The 15332-nt window shown below is 69.7% G+C and carries 22 protein-coding genes and 1 pseudogene; 18 read left to right on the top strand and 5 right to left on the bottom strand.

The genetic code is table 11. The features are described 5' to 3' along the window. Positions 1 to 63: 63 nt before the first annotated feature. The 17 genes from ACZ4TO_RS27285 (at position 64) to ACZ4TO_RS27205 (ending at position 12038) form a co-directional block, all read left to right on the top strand. The gene (locus ACZ4TO_RS27285; protein WP_468025457.1) at positions 64 to 2352 is read left to right on the top strand and encodes a hypothetical protein; all 2289 of its coding nucleotides are present in this window, start codon (positions 64 to 66) and stop codon (positions 2350 to 2352) included. A gap of 201 nt (positions 2353 to 2553) precedes the next feature. After that, on the top strand, positions 2554 to 2796 hold the full coding sequence (locus ACZ4TO_RS27280; protein WP_468025456.1) for a hypothetical protein: 243 nt from the start codon (positions 2554 to 2556) through the stop codon (positions 2794 to 2796). 86 nt (positions 2797 to 2882) lie between these two features. Beyond that, the gene (locus ACZ4TO_RS27275; RefSeq protein ID WP_468025455.1) at positions 2883 to 3290 is read left to right on the top strand and encodes a hypothetical protein; all 408 of its coding nucleotides are present in this window, start codon (positions 2883 to 2885) and stop codon (positions 3288 to 3290) included. Continuing rightward, positions 3278 to 3475 carry a hypothetical protein gene (locus ACZ4TO_RS27270; protein ID WP_468025454.1) on the top strand — a complete coding sequence of 66 codons (198 nt, stop codon included), beginning with the start codon at positions 3278 to 3280 and terminating at the stop codon, positions 3473 to 3475. The genes ACZ4TO_RS27275 and ACZ4TO_RS27270 overlap by 13 nt, the downstream gene beginning before the upstream one ends. Before the next feature lie 92 nt (positions 3476 to 3567). Continuing rightward, positions 3568 to 4185, top strand: coding sequence for a DUF6197 family protein (locus tag ACZ4TO_RS27265; protein WP_468025453.1), 618 nt, complete (start codon positions 3568 to 3570; stop codon positions 4183 to 4185). Further along, positions 4185 to 4499 carry a DUF7739 domain-containing protein gene (locus ACZ4TO_RS27260; RefSeq protein WP_468025452.1) on the top strand — a complete coding sequence of 105 codons (315 nt, stop codon included), beginning with the start codon at positions 4185 to 4187 and terminating at the stop codon, positions 4497 to 4499. Before ACZ4TO_RS27265 ends, ACZ4TO_RS27260 begins: the two co-directional genes overlap by 1 nt. A 5-nt stretch (positions 4500 to 4504) precedes the next feature. Next, positions 4505 to 4645 (top strand): hypothetical protein, encoded by a 141-nt coding sequence (locus tag ACZ4TO_RS27255; RefSeq protein WP_468025451.1) that lies wholly within the window; start codon positions 4505 to 4507, stop codon positions 4643 to 4645. Between the two features lie 150 nt (positions 4646 to 4795). Then, positions 4796 to 5407 carry a hypothetical protein gene (locus ACZ4TO_RS27250; RefSeq protein WP_468025450.1) on the top strand — a complete coding sequence of 204 codons (612 nt, stop codon included), beginning with the start codon at positions 4796 to 4798 and terminating at the stop codon, positions 5405 to 5407. Beyond that, positions 5404 to 6255, top strand: a complete 852-nt coding sequence (locus ACZ4TO_RS27245; protein ID WP_468025449.1) for a hypothetical protein — start codon at positions 5404 to 5406, stop codon at positions 6253 to 6255. Before ACZ4TO_RS27250 ends, ACZ4TO_RS27245 begins: the two co-directional genes overlap by 4 nt. Continuing rightward, complete coding sequence (locus ACZ4TO_RS27240; RefSeq protein WP_468025448.1) at positions 6252 to 6587, top strand: RRQRL motif-containing zinc-binding protein; 336 nt, start codon at positions 6252 to 6254, stop codon at positions 6585 to 6587. The genes ACZ4TO_RS27245 and ACZ4TO_RS27240 overlap by 4 nt, the downstream gene beginning before the upstream one ends. Then, positions 6584 to 6781, top strand: a complete 198-nt coding sequence (locus ACZ4TO_RS27235) for a hypothetical protein (protein WP_468025447.1) — start codon at positions 6584 to 6586, stop codon at positions 6779 to 6781. The genes ACZ4TO_RS27240 and ACZ4TO_RS27235 overlap by 4 nt, the downstream gene beginning before the upstream one ends. A gap of 75 nt (positions 6782 to 6856) precedes the next feature. Further along, positions 6857 to 7228, top strand: coding sequence for a hypothetical protein (locus tag ACZ4TO_RS27230; RefSeq protein WP_468025446.1), 372 nt, complete (start codon positions 6857 to 6859; stop codon positions 7226 to 7228). Further along, the gene (locus ACZ4TO_RS27225) at positions 7225 to 7377 is read left to right on the top strand and encodes a hypothetical protein (RefSeq protein ID WP_468025445.1); all 153 of its coding nucleotides are present in this window, start codon (positions 7225 to 7227) and stop codon (positions 7375 to 7377) included. Before ACZ4TO_RS27230 ends, ACZ4TO_RS27225 begins: the two co-directional genes overlap by 4 nt. Beyond that, positions 7374 to 7991 (top strand): bifunctional DNA primase/polymerase, encoded by a 618-nt coding sequence (locus ACZ4TO_RS27220; RefSeq protein WP_468025444.1) that lies wholly within the window; start codon positions 7374 to 7376, stop codon positions 7989 to 7991. Before ACZ4TO_RS27225 ends, ACZ4TO_RS27220 begins: the two co-directional genes overlap by 4 nt. Beyond that, a complete protein-coding gene (locus tag ACZ4TO_RS27215) occupies positions 7988 to 9961 on the top strand; it encodes a YfjI family protein (RefSeq protein WP_468025443.1) in 1974 nt (657 codons plus the stop codon). Before ACZ4TO_RS27220 ends, ACZ4TO_RS27215 begins: the two co-directional genes overlap by 4 nt. Before the next feature lie 141 nt (positions 9962 to 10102). Continuing rightward, positions 10103 to 10885, top strand: coding sequence for a hypothetical protein (locus ACZ4TO_RS27210; RefSeq protein ID WP_468025442.1), 783 nt, complete (start codon positions 10103 to 10105; stop codon positions 10883 to 10885). Between the two features lie 19 nt (positions 10886 to 10904). After that, positions 10905 to 12038 (top strand): helix-turn-helix domain-containing protein, encoded by a 1134-nt coding sequence (locus ACZ4TO_RS27205; RefSeq protein WP_468025441.1) that lies wholly within the window; start codon positions 10905 to 10907, stop codon positions 12036 to 12038. A 74-nt stretch (positions 12039 to 12112) separates the two neighbouring features. Here the strand turns inward: ACZ4TO_RS27205 and ACZ4TO_RS27200 are convergent, their stop codons facing one another. Together ACZ4TO_RS27200 and ACZ4TO_RS27195 are read right to left on the bottom strand one after the other, a co-directional pair. Continuing rightward, positions 12113 to 12445, bottom strand: coding sequence for an endonuclease VII domain-containing protein (locus tag ACZ4TO_RS27200; protein ID WP_468025440.1), 333 nt, complete (start codon positions 12443 to 12445; stop codon positions 12113 to 12115). Positions 12446 to 13054: 609 nt separating this feature from the next. Continuing rightward, positions 13055 to 13276, bottom strand: coding sequence for a hypothetical protein (locus ACZ4TO_RS27195; RefSeq protein ID WP_468025439.1), 222 nt, complete (start codon positions 13274 to 13276; stop codon positions 13055 to 13057). Between the two features lie 276 nt (positions 13277 to 13552). Here ACZ4TO_RS27195 and ACZ4TO_RS27190 point away from each other — a divergent pair, with 276 nt between their 5' ends. Next, complete coding sequence (locus ACZ4TO_RS27190) at positions 13553 to 13771, top strand: hypothetical protein (RefSeq protein WP_468025438.1); 219 nt, start codon at positions 13553 to 13555, stop codon at positions 13769 to 13771. On the opposite strand, the gene ACZ4TO_RS27185 is transcribed toward ACZ4TO_RS27190, so the two are convergent. The 3 genes and pseudogenes from ACZ4TO_RS27185 to ACZ4TO_RS27175 form a co-directional block, all read right to left on the bottom strand. Continuing rightward, complete coding sequence (locus tag ACZ4TO_RS27185; protein WP_468025558.1) at positions 13764 to 13994, bottom strand: recombinase family protein; 231 nt, start codon at positions 13992 to 13994, stop codon at positions 13764 to 13766. The genes ACZ4TO_RS27190 and ACZ4TO_RS27185 overlap by 8 nt on opposite strands. A 109-nt stretch (positions 13995 to 14103) precedes the next feature. Then, entirely contained in the window at positions 14104 to 14484 is a 381-nt protein-coding gene (locus ACZ4TO_RS27180; protein ID WP_468025437.1) for a recombinase family protein, read from the bottom strand. Positions 14485 to 15037: 553 nt separating this feature from the next. Next, positions 15038 to 15332: pseudogene (locus ACZ4TO_RS27175) on the bottom strand (hypothetical protein); the annotation flags it as partial.

Here is a 15332-nt window from a genome sequence, read left to right as displayed (position 1 = left end):
AGTTAGCCAGCAAGCCAACTAGCCGGGGCGCGTCACGCGCCCCGGGAGAGGGGAAACCGGCCGATGGCCATCGAGATGCACTCCCACCCCACCGGAGAAAACGAAGGCGTCGTCGACGCCGAGATCATCGAGGCAGAGGAGGCCAGCCGCGGCGACCGGGCGAAGGAGTGGGCCGCCCACCGCCGCACCCAGGCCGCCGCCGCATTCGCCGAGCAGCGCGCCCGTGTCACGCAGCGCCTGCAGGCGTGGTTCGCGACGGCGGACGTCACCGACGAGCAGCTTGCCCAGCACGTGGAGCGCCGGCGCCGCCTGGCCCAGCAGAGCAAGGAGGCCGAAGTCCGGGGTCAGATCAAGACGCTGCAAGCCCGGCTGCGAGGCGCCTCTAAGGAGGAGGCGACCGGGATCGCGGTGCAGCTGGCGGGAGCCGAGGCCCAGCTCGCTCTCATCGCGGGCGACGCGGACGCCGACCGGATGAAGGTCGACGGCCGGGCGCTGAGCCGGGCCCGCTGGGCGAAGAAGGCCGGCCGCCTCGCGAGCGCCGTCGGCGTCGTCGTGGTGTACGTGAACGTGGTCCTCACCGTGGAGCCCATGCTCGCGCTCGCCGCCCTGGGTGCCGCGCCGTTCGGCTGGTGGTACCTCTCCCGCCCCCTGGTCGACGACAAGGCGGCCGGGCAGGCCGGGGCGGTCGACCTGACCACGGCCCCCGACGGCACGGTCATGGTGGTCGACCAGGCCACCGGTGAAGCCGTACCCGCGGACGCGGCGCCGTTCATGCCGGACACCCTGGCCAACCTCGGGAGGGTCAGCCTCATCAAGCGGGAGTCGGGCCGGGTCCAGGGTGAATCAGACCTGGTCACCGCGCTGGTCAAGGCGGGCATCATCACCGAGGCGCAGCGCGACGAGACCCACCTCGCCGGGGTCATCCAGCCGTCCGGGCCGGGCTGGACCGCCACCGTGGAACTCCCGCGGGGCGTCAAGGCGTCCGCCGCGATCAGCAAGGTCGAAGACCTCGCCTCCGCGATGCGGATCAAGAAGACCCGGATCGAGATGTCCGCCGACACCTCGGACGATGGTCACGAGGGCCGGTTCGTGCTGTGGGTCGCCGACGAGGACAACCCCTACGGCACCGACAAGCACCCCTCGGAGCTGATCACGGCGGAGCACTGGGACTTCTGGCAGCAGGGTGTCCCGCTCGGCGCGGACGCCCGCCGGGGCCGCCACACCCTGCACCTGATCTGGTTCTCCCTGCTCATCGGCGGGCTGATGGGCTACGGCAAGTCCTACCTCGCCCGACTGGTGGCGGCCGCGGCCGCGCTGGACCCGACGGTCCGGATCATCGTCATCACCGGCAAGACCGGGCCGGACTGGGCACCGCTGCGGCACATCGCCCACCAGTGGATCGCCGGGGCCACCCCCGGCATCATCCGCCAGGTCCTCGATGTGATCGGCCAGACCATCGAGGAGATGCAGGACCGCGGCACCGAACTGGACCGCCTGTACGAGGAGGACCCCGAGTCCGTACCCGAGGGGAAGATCACCCCAGAGCTGGCCAAGAAGGGCATGGGCCCAGTCCTGTTGGTGGTCGACGAGCTGCAGGAGCTCCTGGACGGCGCCGCCCTCGTACAGGTCCCCGTCGACGAGGACCGCGACCCGGAGGCCGGAGGCCGGGTCAAGACCCGCTCCGGCCGCGACCTGATGGTCGAAGGCTTCGCCCGCTACGTGCGCGTGACCCGCTTCGTCGGCGGCATGGGCGTGTTCATCACCCAGCGCCCCGACGCCGACAGCGTGCCCACCAAGCTGCGCGAGGTCTGCGCCAAGCGCGCCTCCTACCGGGTCAAGGGCGACCGCAGCTCCAAGATGGTCCTCGGTGACGACGCCGTCGCCAACGGCGCCGCCCCGCACCTGCTCACCGAGGCCAGCCGCGGCGTCGTCGTCCTGGACCAGGGCAGCGACGACGGGCACGTCACCCTCAAGGCCGACGTCATCGACCTTCCTCAGTTCAAGGAGATCTGCCTGCGCGGCCGCCAGCTGCGCGAAGAGGCGGGCACCCTCACCGGCGACGCCGTCGAATACGGCAAGACCCACGCCGCCGAGGCCACCGCCCGAAACCTGATCGCCGACTGCACCGCCGTCATGGACGCCGACGGAGTCGACCGCATCCGCACCCAGCGCCTGGTGGAACTCCTGCAGACCCGCTACCCGGACCGCTACAAGGACCTCACCCCAGGCTCCCTGCAGTCCCAGCTGCGGGACGCGGGCGCCGGCACCACCCGCAAGCTCGGCCCGATAGACGGCATGGCCAACCCCAACGGCTACACCCGTGAGCAACTCGCCGACGCAGCGCGCAAATAGCGACAGACCACCCCGGTCACCCTCCGGTCGACGCCTGGAATGCCCCAGTACGCACCCCGGTCCTACCGGGCACCGAACCGGTCGGCAGACCACCCAGACCGCCCCGACGACCACCTGCCAAACCAGCACATAACTGGCATCACCCAGGGGGCGACCACCCACTCGACCACCTGGCAAACCAGGACGGAAGGGATCGTGCCCGTGAGGAGCTACAAGGGCCGCATCTACGCCCGCTACCGCACGCCCGGCAACCGCACGGTCATCGTCGTCGCGGAGATGCCGCTGCTGCGCAACGGCTACCAGTGCGACGGCTGCTGGCACGTCTACGACGACGTCAACCGGGTCGAGGACATCGACGACAAGGCCCGCACGCACGCTTCCCGCTGCACCGGCCGCGGCCCTCAGGGCCGCACCTACGAGCCCTCCTACTGGGGCCTGATCTGACCATCCCGACCGGGGCGCCCGCCCGCCTGGACAGCACCCGGGCGCCCCACCCCAACCCGCACCACCCGACACCGAAGGAGCACGTCATGGCAGGCAAGGCCTGGGAGCCGACCAAGGCGAAGAAATTCGCCCGCGAGCTGGAGTTCGGCAAGTCCTACTACGTGATCGCGAACATCGCGACCGACCTCGCCCCGTACGAAGACCCGCAGATGTACAGCGAGTACGTCTTCACCGGGCGGCTGTCGTTCACCGGCAACCCGTGCACCGAGGGCGGCATGTCCGCGGTCACCCTGTGCCAGAACTTCGGCCCGGTCTACGAGGACCAGCCCCGGAACATGCGTCGCCTGGGCAGCCCCGGCCCGCAGGTCGCCGGGCCCGTCCCCGAGGGCTACGAGGCGTACCTCGACGAGGCCGAGATCCGCGGCCTTGAGAAGCACGTGGCCGACGGCAGCGACCCCAAGCGGCACCGCCCGCTCGGCAGTTGGCGGGTATAGCCGTGGGGGCCGCCGACCGCGAGCAGCTGCTCAAGAGCGCTGCGGATCTCGTCTGGGAGCACGCGATGAGCGGCTGTGGAACCGACCCCCAGCCGATGGCGGCCGCCCTCGCGGCCGCCCGGAAGGTCGGGATCTCCCTGCAGGAGATCGCCGACTACAACGCCGACAGGCCCGACGACCTGTGACAACGCATCGGGGCGCCCCCTTCTCGCCTGGACAGCACCAGGGGGCGCCCCTCCCCAACCCGCGCACTCACGCACGCAGGAGGTAGTACGAGATGAGCACGACCGCCCCCGCCAGAGCAAGCCGGGCCGCCGAACGGGCCGTCGAGGCGCCGATCGACGTCGACGGCCTGGTGGTCGAGATCGAGCGCTACCTCGCTGCCCGGACCCGCACCACCGCCCGGCCGCTGGTCACCAAATCCACCCAGGAACTCATCGACGAGGCCCTACGCGGCCTCGCCCTCTCCCCGGCTGCGACCGGGGCCCCCGTGCTCGCTCCGCCGCCGGCCTGGCTGCGGCGCCTGCCGGACTGGGCCCTGTCCATACCCCTGGTGCGCAACCGGTGGGGCGCCGGCGCCCGGCAGGTCACCGCCGCCGAACACCTCGAACTGACCGCCTTGGTCATCGAGCGCTGGGGCTGGACCCAGGACACCGACCGTGACGAGGACGGCGGCCGCTGCATCCGCGGCGCCCAGTACGTCCTGCTGCGCCTGGGCTACGGCGACGCCGACACCCTCCACCGCGCAGACGCCCACCTCCACAAGGTCCTCGCCCCCGCCGGAGGCGGCAGCTACGTCGCCTTCAACGACGCCCCCGGCCGCACCAAGAAGCAGGTCCTCGCCCTGCTGCGCATTGCCGCATCCGAAGCACGCCATGGAAGGAGCACGATCTGATGGGCTGGAACGTCTCCCACGGCACCAACGCGAACGGCGAGTTCCGCCGCTCGTACACGTCGATGTCCAACCTCGCGCAGCAGCTGGCGCATGTGCTGTCCGCGAGCGACTGGCGGTCGATCGCCTACCTGTTCAACCGCCCCTCGGGCGACCCGTTCACCGTCGCCCCTGCCGAGGCCAGCCGAGTCGCCGACGTGCTGCGCACCGCGGCCGTCCACCGGCTGATGCCGGGCGACTGGGGCGTCACGGCCGACGAGTTGGCGTACGCCGCCGACCGCGCGGCGTACGCCGGCGAACCGTGGACCTGGAGGTGACCGGCGTGACGCGCTGTGAGTTCTGCGGCGAGGACAAGCCGGACGTGCGGGTCCGCCAGGATCCGTTCGCCTGGAACGTCAACGACGAGGACTGGCAGGTGCCCATGTGCGACGGGTGCGAGCAGGACCGCTTCGACGACTCCTGACCGTTCTCTCGCCCAGCTCATCCGCTCCGAGTTCGGCTACTGAGTCGGCCCGGCAGCAGAACACGGGGCGAGGCCGCCAGCCTCCTACAGCAACGGCCTCGCCCCGCAGAACCCCTCAACCACCACGCGGTGCGAAGGAGTACCCTCATCATGCCCGTGACCTCCGAAAGCTGGAGCCCCACGACGCTCGCCCTCGTCGACGACGAGCACGATCGCCGCAACGCCTCCGACGGCCACTCCCGCTACGGCGCATACCTCAACCAGCGGCTGTCCTGGCTCCACGAATACGACGAGCCCGACCGGCCGCTGCCCACCGCCGAGTTCGCCACCGCGGCCTGGAAGGTCGCGACCTCGCCCATCATGTCGCCGGGCTACGTCGAGATCCGGTCTGACCTGCGCGGCATCACCCTGGCCTTCGCCGAGGACGGCGAGGGCCGGCTGCTCGTCGACGTGCACGTGCCGCTGCACCACCACGACCTGCGTGCGGCACGTGACATCCCCTACAGCTGGCAGGACTGGGACTCAGAACGTCACTACCTCTCCCCGTACGAGACCTTGTTCGAGCCGGGATCCAAGCGCCCCGCTCTGCTGGCCACCACCGTCGTGCGCCTGGTGGTGGACACCAGCTGGTGCCTGCCCGCGCAGCAGCACACCCGCGGCCACGGCCTGGTCGACGACGCCAAGCGCACCGTCGCCACGCTGGCCTCCGGCATCAACCAGCAGGCAGGCCCGATCGTCGCTGCCCTGCGCGGTGAACGATGACGCCCACCCGCACCCTCCCCGCCCACGGCACACGCAGCCGCTACAGCAACCACGGCTGCCGCTGCGAGACCTGCCGCACAGCGCACCGCGAGTACGAGCAGCACCGCACGCGGCAGAAGGTGTATGGCACTTGGCAGCCGTACGTCGACGCCGAACCCGCCCGTCGTCACGTCCGGGACCTCATGGCCAGGGGCATGGGATGGCGTCGTATCGCCAACGTCTCCGGCGTCGCGAACGGCACGATCACCAAGCTGCTGTACGGCGTCCCGGCCAGGGGCCAACGACCCGCCCAGCGAATCCGCCGCGAGACTGCCGAACGCCTCCTGGCCGTCGACTACTCCGTCGAACTCCTCGCCGGCGGCGCGCTCGTGGACGCCACCGGCACATGGCGCCGCATCCGCGCCCTGGTCGCCGTCGGCTGGCCCAAGGTGCACATCGCGCGGGCGCTCGGCAGCGTCGGCGAGGGCCTGCAGCTCGATGAGCGCCTGGTCCTCACCTCCACTGCCCGCCGCGTCGCCGAGTTGTACGACGCCTGGTGGGATGCGGACCCGGCAGAACACGGGGTACAGCCGGCGCAGGTGGGCCGTGCCCGCCGGTACGCGGCAGCCCGCGGCTGGGCTCCACCTATGGCCTGGGACGACGACGCCTTCGACGACCCCGGCGCCCGGCCGCACGCGGAAGAGCATCGCGCGATCTCGTCCGCCGAGCGGCGTGAAGAGATCGAGCACTTGGCATCCTTCGGAACCCCGACCCATGAGATCGCCGAGCGAGTCGGTCTCAGCACCGACTACGTCCGCGGCCTCCTCGGCGGCTGGGTCAACCCGGTGCGCGGCAAAGCCGCGTCATGACGGGCGGGCTGCCGGTCTTCGGATGGAACCAGGCCGACCGGCGCGTCTACGCGACCCGCCGCCAACTCGCCGCCGAGCGGCTGAGTCCCGGCGGGCCCGTGGCGGCCCGGCTGGTCTGGCGCAAGGGCAAGCGTGAGGCCCATCTGTATCTGCGCAGCCAGGCCAAGCCGAAGCACGTCATGACCTGGCCCCAGATCGAGGCCCTCGCCAAGGCCCTGGCCGCCCGCCGCTTCTGCCCCGAGTGCCGCCGCGACGTCGGCTACTGCCTGCCCCGCCGCTACGGCCACTGCTTCGACTGCCACACCGCCTCCGAAAGGAGCCGAACGCCGTGAAGAGCACCCTTCGAAAGCCCGTCGAAGTCGGCGAGTTGAACGGCTACACCGTGGCCCTGACCGCCGAGGACTACCGCGGCATCACGTCCTTCTGGTGGCACGCCTGGTCCCCCTCCGGCTCGTACGCGGGCCAGTCCAACGACGAGGACCTGCTGGCCCTCCTCATCGCCCGCCACCGCTACGACCACGCCTGAAACCCCCTGCCGCCCCCCTACTCCACGCCCGCCCTGCGCTGGGGACCGGCCACATCCCAAGGAGATCTGCACCTGATGCCCATCCGCCCCGAGATGCGGGCCCGCTACCCCCGCGACTGGCCGCAGATCAGCCGTCGTATCCGCTTCGAGCGTGCAGGCGGGCGCTGCGAATGTGACGGCCGCTGCGGTCGTCGCCATGTCAGCCGCTGCACGGCCGTCCACGGCGAGCCTCACCCGGTCACGGGCTCGCGGGTCGTCCTCACCGTCGCCCACCTCGACGACGTCCCCGAGAACTGCGCCGACGACAACCTCGCCGCCATGTGCCAGGCCTGCCACCTCGCGTACGACGCCGCCCTGCACGCCAGGACCGCGGCCCGGACCCGCGCCGCCCGGCTCGTCGCCCCTGGCCAGACGGCCATCCCCCTCGCAGAAGGAGACCCCGCGTGAAGATCCGCATCATGGCCACCCCCGACGAGGCCGCCGAGCTTGTCGAGCGCCTCCGCCAGGTCGTCACCGTCGTCGAGGCGTCCGAGCCGTACCCGAACCGCCGCAGCGACAGCGCCCTCGTACGCGTCTACGTCGAGGTGCGGCTGTGACCGCTCACCGCACCCAGCAGTGGGAAGACCTGGAGGCCGCCGCCCTGGCGGCGGCCTCCCGCGGCTGGCATGTCTTCCCGCTGCAGGTCGACGGCCTCGTGCCAGCCGTACGCGACTGGCACGACCGCGCCACCACCGACCCCGAGCGCATCCGTCGCTGCTGGGGCGCCGGCGCCTTCGGCGTCGGCATCGCGCCCTGTCCCTCCGGCCTGGTCGTGCTCAACCTCGTCCCGGCCGCACAGGGGCTCCAGGCGCCGCCCGAGTGGTGTCTGCCCGGAGTGGTGGACGGGTCGGACGTCCTGGCTGTCCTCGCGGAACGCCACAAAGCCGCGTACCCGACCGAGACGTACACCGTGCGCACGCCCTTCGGCGGCACGCACCTGTACTTCAGGCATCCGAACGGCCCCTGCCCGCCCGCGACTCGCGGCCCCAACAGCTCACTCGGCTGGCACATCTCCCTGTACACCGCCGGCTCCTACATCCCGGCGGCGGGCAGCCCCACACGGTGGGGCCCCTTCACGGTCGTCCACGACACCCAGCCAACCGAACTGCCTGCGTGGATCACCGACTCGTGGTCCAGCGACAGCACCACCGCACTGAGAGGAGCGGCGTGAGCACGCCCCAGCACGCCCCCGGCGACAACGTCATCCCCATGACCGAGGCGCCGAACAGCGTCGAAGCCGAGCAGGTCGTCCTCGGCGCTGTCATGCTCGACGCCGCCGTCCTGCCCGAGATCGAGGAGGAGCTCGGGCAGGACCCCGCGGTCTTCTACCGCCCGGTCCACGAGACGATCTGGCGCGCGATCGTGGAGCTCGTGGCGGGCGGCATCCCGCCGAACCCTGTCGTCCTCACCGACGCGCTGGCCAAGTCCGGCGATCTGCAGCGAGTCGGCGGGGCGTCCTATCTACACTCCCTGTGCGAGGCGGCTCCGACGGCAGCTGCTGGACAGCACTACGCAAGGATCGTGCGCGAGCACGCCGATCGACGGCAGATCCTCGGACTCGGGACCCGACTGATCCAAGCGGCACGCGATTCCGGCGAAGACCACGACGAACTGCTCGCCGCAGCACGGCATGCGCTGGCCCGCACCACAGTCGAGGAACGCTGGCCCGCACCGACACCGCTCGGCGAGCAAGGCCCACTCCCTGCATTCCCCGTCGACGCACTCCCCACCTGGGTGGCCGAACACATCGCCGCAGTAGCCGAGTTCACCCAAACCCCCGCCGACATGGCCGCGACCATGGCGCTCGCCGCGCTGTCCACCGCCGCCGGCGGACGCGTCCACGTCCAGATCCGAGACGGCTGGGTCGAGCAGACGAACCTCTACCTGGTCGTCGCCATGCCCCCGGCCTCCCGCAAGTCCGACGTCTTCGCCGCGATGACCCGCCCGATCTACGACATCGAGACAGCCATGCAGGAGGACGCTCGCCCCTCCATCATCGAGGCCGAGGTCTCCAAAGAAGCCGCAGACGCCCGCGCCGAGGCCATCCTGGCCAAGGCCCGCAAGACGGACGACTCCACCGCGGCCACATCCCTGGTGGCCGAGGCCGCAGGCCTGCGCATGGAAGCCGAGTCGATCGCCGTACCTCCCAAGCCCCGCCTGACCGCCTCAGGCGACGTCACCCCCGAGACCCTGACCAAGCTCCTGAGCACGCACGGCCGCCTCGGTGTCCTCTCCCCGGAAGGCGACCTGTTCGACATCATCGCGGGCCGCTACAGCTCCCGCCCCAACCTCGGCGTTTTCCTGCAGGGCCACAAGGGCGAGCGCCTGCAGGCCGAACGCATCACCCGCGAAGCCGACTTGGGCGAGAAGCCGGCCCTCACCATCGGCATCACCCTGCAGCCTCCGGTCCTGATGGACCTCGCCCAGACTCCCGGCGCCCGCGGCCGAGGCCTCCTAGCCCGCTTCCTCTTCTCCCTCCCGGCCTCAACCCTCGGCTACCGCAAGATCGTCGTCCCCCCGGTCCCGGAGAAAACGTCCCGCGCGTACGAGTCCGGCCTCACGACTCTGGTCCACACCCTCACGGACCTCCCAGAGGCGGTCACCATCAAGTGCTCCGGGCTCGCCGACCAGGCCGTCATCAAGCTGCAGGAAGACATCGAGCCCAAGCTCCGCCCGGACGGCCCCCTGGCCCATATCGACGACTGGGCAGGCAAGTACGTCGGCGCAGTCGCCCGCATCGCCGGCCTCCTCCACCTCGCCGACCGCACCACAGGCCGCTGGGGCGAGCCCATCGAGGCCACCACGATCGAGCGCGCCATCGCCATCGGCGAGTACTACACCGCCCACGCGCTCGCGGCCTTCGGCCTCATGGAGACCGACGCGGACACCGAGAAAGCCCAGCAGGTACTCGATTGGATCCGCCGGACGAAGGCAACCAGCTTCAAAGCACACGAACTCGTCACGGCCCGCCGCCGGGCCTTCCCCACCGTAAGTTCCACGGCTCCGGCACTGAGGCTCCTCGAGGAGCACGGCTACGTCTGTCGGATCCATGAAGAACGAGCTGGATCGCGCGGACGGCAACCAGCTGCGGTGTATCGAGTACATCCATCAGTTGTGGAGACAGACGATGCCTCCCGCTGAGATCAACGGCATTCCGGCCCAACAAAACTTGTTCCCAACCAATTTCACGAAAGCGCATATGCAAGTTGATTGAGATCAACTAAAGTGATAGCACTGTCGGCATGCTTCGCTGTGAAGCGCCGTATCGGAAGGGCCGGTTGCATGGACATCCCCGTTTCCGCCTGGGCCAGCGAACTCTTCAACGACGAGCAGACGGCTCGGGACGTGCGCGACGGGATCGGCCAGGCCCTGGTCGACATGCAGGCCAACGCGCGGGCCTCGCAGCAGGAAGCCGACGTGTCCTCCACTCAGGTCCACGGCGTCACGCGCTACCGCGGGGCGTTCGAGCGGGTCAGCGAGCAGCTGGCGGACCTCCCGGGCGCCCAACTGGTCAAGCCCAACGGCTTCCAGTTCGACCTGGTCCGGATCGGGAACGGGCTGCTGTACCCGTTCTGCTTCTCCAAGAAGGACGCCAACGTCCGTACCGCGCGCATCCAGAACGTGTGGTCGGTGATCCGTGAGCTGTTCGCCTTCGCCCCGCCCTCGGAGCAGGCAGACCTCTTCGGGGACTATGCATTCGACCCGAGCGCGGTCGCGCTCCGGCCGAGGCTTGCCGCCCTGCCGGAGGGCACGCGCCTGGTCCTCGTGCCCTTCGCCTGCAACGCGGCCGGCCTTCTCAAGCCCTACTGGGGTGTTGCTGCGCTGGCGGATGAAAGCGGCACGCTGGAATGGGTCATCGACCCCGAGCCGCTGCCCTTGGCGGTCGCTCCGACGCCGAAGCTCACGATCCCGCAGCAGCTGGCCAGTCACCCCGACTTCGACGAGGGTGAGCAGCCCCTCGTCGCGCTGGCGCCCCGCCCTGACGCGGAGCGGAAGCTGGACGTCCCTCCGGTGAGCGAAGTCGCCCCCATCGAACCTCTGACCCGTGAGAACAATGAGAACTGATCACCCGGTCCTTCCGGGATTGGAAGACCGTCCAGCCAGCCCGCGCGCTGTGGTCGACGCCTTCGACCCCGCCCGGCTCACCCAGGCCCGGCGTCTCGCCGGGATGACCAAGAAGGATGTGGCCGACCACCTTGACGTCACCCCGGCGGCGGTGGGCCAGTACGAGACGGGCGTCTCGCGCCCCCGGCCAGACCTGGTGCCGCAGCTGGCGAAGGCCCTCGACGTGCCGGTGGAATTCTTCATCGCCGGCAGGCCGAGCCAGCGCTTGGACTCCTCGATGGCTCACTTCCGCAGCCTGCGCAGCACCCCGAAAGCTCAGCGCGAGCGGGCTCTGGCGTTCGTCGAGCAGGTGTGGGAGCTGACCTACGCGCTGGAGCGCCGGGTGCAGTTGCCGCCCGTGGACCTGCCCGGCTACGCCGGCGGTGAGGTGCATCCCGGTGTGGCCCTGCCGGCGGAGCCGACAGCTGCCGCCCAGGAACTGCGGCGCCAGTGGGGTCTCGGGGATGGCCCGGTCACCCATCTCGTCCGGCGTATGGAGGCGCACGGCATCGTGGTGGTCCTGCCGACGGAAGCCGATACTGCCGCCGCGACGGTCGATGCGTTCTCCTCGCGCTCCGCACGCCCGCTGGTGGTGCTCACCCAAAACCGGGCCAACGACGTCTACCGCCACCGCTTCACCGCGGCCCACGAACTCGGGCACCTGGTGCTGCACGGCGACGCCACCGGCGACAGCAGGCAGGAACGGGAGGCGGACGCGTTCGCCGCGGAGTTCCTCACGCCGCAGGCAAGCATCCTGCCTCTGCTGCCGCGGCGGATGGATCTGGGGCAACTGGCAGGCCTGCGCCGGACCTGGGGCGTGTCCGTGCACTCCCTGGTGTACCGCTGCCGGGAACTAGGGGTGATCTCCGATGCCACGGCGAGCAGGACGTACCAGCGGCTCCGGGCCCTGGACGGCCAGCCCGGCTTCGCCCCGGAGCCGGTCAGCGGTTACCCGGGCGAGCAACCGGTCTTGCTGTCCCAGGCATTCGACCTGGCGGTCCAGGAGACCGGGCTGGGCGTACGCGAACTGGCACAGGAACTAGCCTGGCCTCTGGCGAGGGTCAGAGAGTTGCTGGGGATGCCGGACACCAGGCCGGTGCTGCGGCTGGTGTGACTGCTCCGCCCACCTGGCCGGGTCCTCGTCCGTGTACCGGGCCGCCTTCTTCAGCGTGGTCGTGGTCCGTGGTGTCAGAGGGAGCGGCCGTCTAGCTCACCTCGGCCGAGGTGAGCCAGAGTCGTCTTGCCATACAACCAGCGCAGCGGCCCGGCCGGCGGCGTCTCCCAGTAAGCCTGAAAGCACGGCTCGCCGGGATGCGTCCCGGCCTTCGCACTCCGCCCGCACTTGCCTTCCAGGTGGTTGCAGGAGATGCACAGCAAGCCGCGGACCCGTCCGGTGTCGTGGTCGTGGTCGATGGCGTAAGCGGGGGCGTCACAGGTGGCGCAGGTGCCGTCCTGGATGTCGTGGAGCCGCCACCACGCATACCAGCGGGGGATCTTCTCCTCGGGCCACTGTTCGGGCAAGGGGCCTTGCCACGGACGGGGGAAGTACCGCGGGGCGTTCCAGCCGCCACACCGTTGGTCGGGCGGGATCTGTGTGGCCGGAACCGGAGGCCCCAACTCCGCCTCCCGCCATCCGTCGGCCCGGTGGCCGCGCCAGTGCGGGCAGTAGAGGGTGCTAAGCCCGCGGGTGGGGCTCCACAAGTGGTAGCCGTCCAAACCGTCCAACGGTCGTCTGGCGTAGCGCTCGTCCCGGAGCCCTGAACTGTCAGGCGCGCAGGGAGGACGTCCGGCGCGTCGGCGGACAGCAGCGTCGATGATCTCGGCAAGGTGATCAGGTAGTGGCCGCGGTGGTTGACTCGAAGTGGGCATGGCGACCTCCAACGCAACGGGCGATGCGCAGGCCATGCTGCCTGGTGCCACTGACGGAGCGACGCCTCCGAGGTGCGACATGCGGGCTGCCTACAGCACGCCGAGCAGGGCGTTGTCCTACCAGCCCTCGCCGTCGTCGCAGTAGACCTCACGATCGCGGGGGGAACTCTGCTCAACAACCGATGGGACAACGTTCAGAGGGCGGTGTCCCACCGTCCCGCCCTGGGGCATCGTCACCGAGGCTGCGATGAAGCGGCCACGCTAATGGCAACCGTCAACAAACGAGTTGATGCCGACCCCTGCCAGCGCGCCACCCGCAATCAGGACAAGGACGATGCCGCAGCAAGCCGCAGCTTCATCAAGCCCCTCCCCCGAGGCAATGCCACCGACTGCGAGGATGAACAGGAAGGCGCCCACGCCCAAGAACCAGCCGGACGCCGTACAGCTCATCGACAACTGGACAAACTCGACTGCTGAAGTCACCCGGCCAAGGTAGAGGGATCGTCGCGCCGAGTAGTTGGACGCGCGGTGGCTATCCCCCGATTGGTGGCGGGCTTCGCTCAGTGCGCAAACGCATCGCGTCAGCGCACCACACCGATGGCGTTCATGGCCCGGCTCTGGCAGCGCCCTGTCCATCAACCGATCGATTGTTGGACACCGACGCCAGGACGGCGACCCATCCGACTGGAAGGGCGTTTCCATGTCCAACAAGAGTGTGTCTCCCGCGTTCCTCTCTAAGGTCGATCCACGATGGGGCATATGGAGCAGATCAGTGCATCTCAGATGATCGAACGCATTCGCGAAGCTCGTGAGTACGCTCGACAGAAGGAGCAAGAGAGACTTGCCGCCCACGATCCCGCGGACAGCTCTCTCGAATCGCTGGTGGCGACTATGGATGGAGTGATCCACCGAGTGGTTGCCGATGTGCTAGACGTCGTGCTCCGCGACAACGAGCGGACAGACCGCCCCTCTACTTGACCCGCTTGCGCAAGGTCGGTGGCTCATCGGTCGGGTTGGCGAGCATCCGGCGGACGGTCTCGGGGTGCCAGCGTTCCCCGCGTTTGGGTCGGATGTCCTCGGCCTCCAGCACGGCACAGATTTCGCGTAGCGAGAGCTCGTCCTCGTCGCGGAGCTGTCGGGCGCGGGCATGCCGGCCTGTTCCATCTCTTCCTCGGTCAGCTCCTTCTTGTGGGCTTGCCAGCCGTACGGCGGGGCGCCGTAGGCGTACTGGCCCTCCTCACCCTTGATGCGGCGGCCGCGGCGGAGCTTGGCCACGGTCATGCCGCGGTCCAGCTGGGCGAAGACGCCCATCATCTGGCGCATGGCGGTGCGCATCGGGTCTTCGGGGTCGTCGGGCAGGATCTCGCCCTGGTCGGCCATGAATGCGCGGCCGCCGTGCTTCCAGCACTGGCCAGGGCCGCCTCCTGCACGACCGGCTCGCGGGTCAGGCGGTCCAGGTTCGGCGCCACGATGCCGTGCGCCTTCTTCTCCTCGATCCAGAGCAGGGCGGTGGCCAGCTCGGGCTGCTCGTCGCCGGCGACCGTGCCGGACACGGCTTTCTCCACAAACAGGTGGGCCAGGCGGTGGCCGTGCTCGCGGATCCAGCGGCGCACGATGCGCTCCTGGTCCTCAAGCCCGAATCCGTCCAGCTGTCCACCGGCGGACCCTCGGATGTACCCCGCGAGCTTCATCTGATCGCCTCCAACGCGCGAACGCCACGGTGCGGCCACAACCTGCTGACCGCATGCCGGAGACAGCCGGAGATGAGGTGTCCGCCCTACGCCGGGCTACTACTCGAACTTCACCGTTTGTTTTGGCCGGGGTACGGCCCGGCTCGCCCCGTTGGGCCTACGTTTGCCGCTCATGACCAGCAAGATTCCCGTTCGCGGGGGCAGTTGTCCCCATCTGGGCTACCGCAGAAGGACACCTCCAAATCGAATGCGTAGCGTAATCAATTGATGACGCCACGTAACTCACCAGGAGGTTGACTATGGCACGGGAACCAAGACAGGCACTCCGAATACGCGCGGTCCACCGAATAGCCCTGGCAACCGCCAGCGCCTTGGCCGCAGGGTCGATGGTTCTCGCGTCAGGCATTCCCGCCGGCGCCCACCCGACCTCCGCGCCTGCCACACAGTCCACAGCGCGGAACGCGCTTCCGACCTTCGCGTCACCGAATCCAACACACATCACAGCGGTGCTCCAGCCGACGGCTTCCCTGCGACAACTGACGCTATCGCCGCCCTATGCATCGCCGCAGTACGTGCCGTACATGTCACCGACATCCGCACAGATGGTCGAGCCGCCGCCGTACATGCCGTACGTGTCACCGGCGTCCGCACAGTTGGTCGAGCCGCCGCCGTACATGCCGTACGTGTCACCGGCATCGGAAGTTGCCGTCGACCCACCGCTGTACGTGCCGTATCCGTTGGCCAGGAAGCCGTCCGGGCCAGATAGATCCGGCACCCGCAGGGTGAGCCTCGCCCAAACAACTCCTACGCCTTCCGACACGCACACCACCTCGACCGCCTCACCGAGC

It is taken from the genome of Streptomyces sp. NPDC028298, from assembly GCF_055565895.1.
This window is presented reverse-complemented; position numbering and strand designations above follow the sequence as displayed.

Excerpts from the sequence above, each read along its gene's own strand:
- ACZ4TO_RS27240 (WP_468025448.1), top strand. The coding sequence starts at position 6,252 with ATGACGGGCGGGCTGCCGGTCTTCGGATGGAACCAGGCCGACCGGCGC.
- ACZ4TO_RS27210 (WP_468025442.1), top strand. The coding sequence starts at position 10,103 with ATGGACATCCCCGTTTCCGCCTGGGCCAGCGAACTCTTCAACGACGAG.
- ACZ4TO_RS27260 (WP_468025452.1), top strand. The coding sequence starts at position 4,185 with ATGGGCTGGAACGTCTCCCACGGCACCAACGCGAACGGCGAGTTCCGC.
- ACZ4TO_RS27230 (WP_468025446.1), top strand. The coding sequence starts at position 6,857 with ATGCCCATCCGCCCCGAGATGCGGGCCCGCTACCCCCGCGACTGGCCG.
- ACZ4TO_RS27245 (WP_468025449.1), top strand. The coding sequence starts at position 5,404 with ATGACGCCCACCCGCACCCTCCCCGCCCACGGCACACGCAGCCGCTAC.
- ACZ4TO_RS27190 (WP_468025438.1), top strand. The coding sequence starts at position 13,553 with ATGGAGCAGATCAGTGCATCTCAGATGATCGAACGCATTCGCGAAGCT.
- ACZ4TO_RS27265 (WP_468025453.1), top strand. The coding sequence starts at position 3,568 with ATGAGCACGACCGCCCCCGCCAGAGCAAGCCGGGCCGCCGAACGGGCC.
- ACZ4TO_RS27275 (WP_468025455.1), top strand. The coding sequence starts at position 2,883 with ATGGCAGGCAAGGCCTGGGAGCCGACCAAGGCGAAGAAATTCGCCCGC.
- ACZ4TO_RS27250 (WP_468025450.1), top strand. The coding sequence starts at position 4,796 with ATGCCCGTGACCTCCGAAAGCTGGAGCCCCACGACGCTCGCCCTCGTC.
- ACZ4TO_RS27180 (WP_468025437.1), bottom strand. The coding sequence starts at position 14,484 with ATGAAGCTCGCGGGGTACATCCGAGGGTCCGCCGGTGGACAGCTGGAC.
- ACZ4TO_RS27285 (WP_468025457.1), top strand. The coding sequence starts at position 64 with ATGGCCATCGAGATGCACTCCCACCCCACCGGAGAAAACGAAGGCGTC.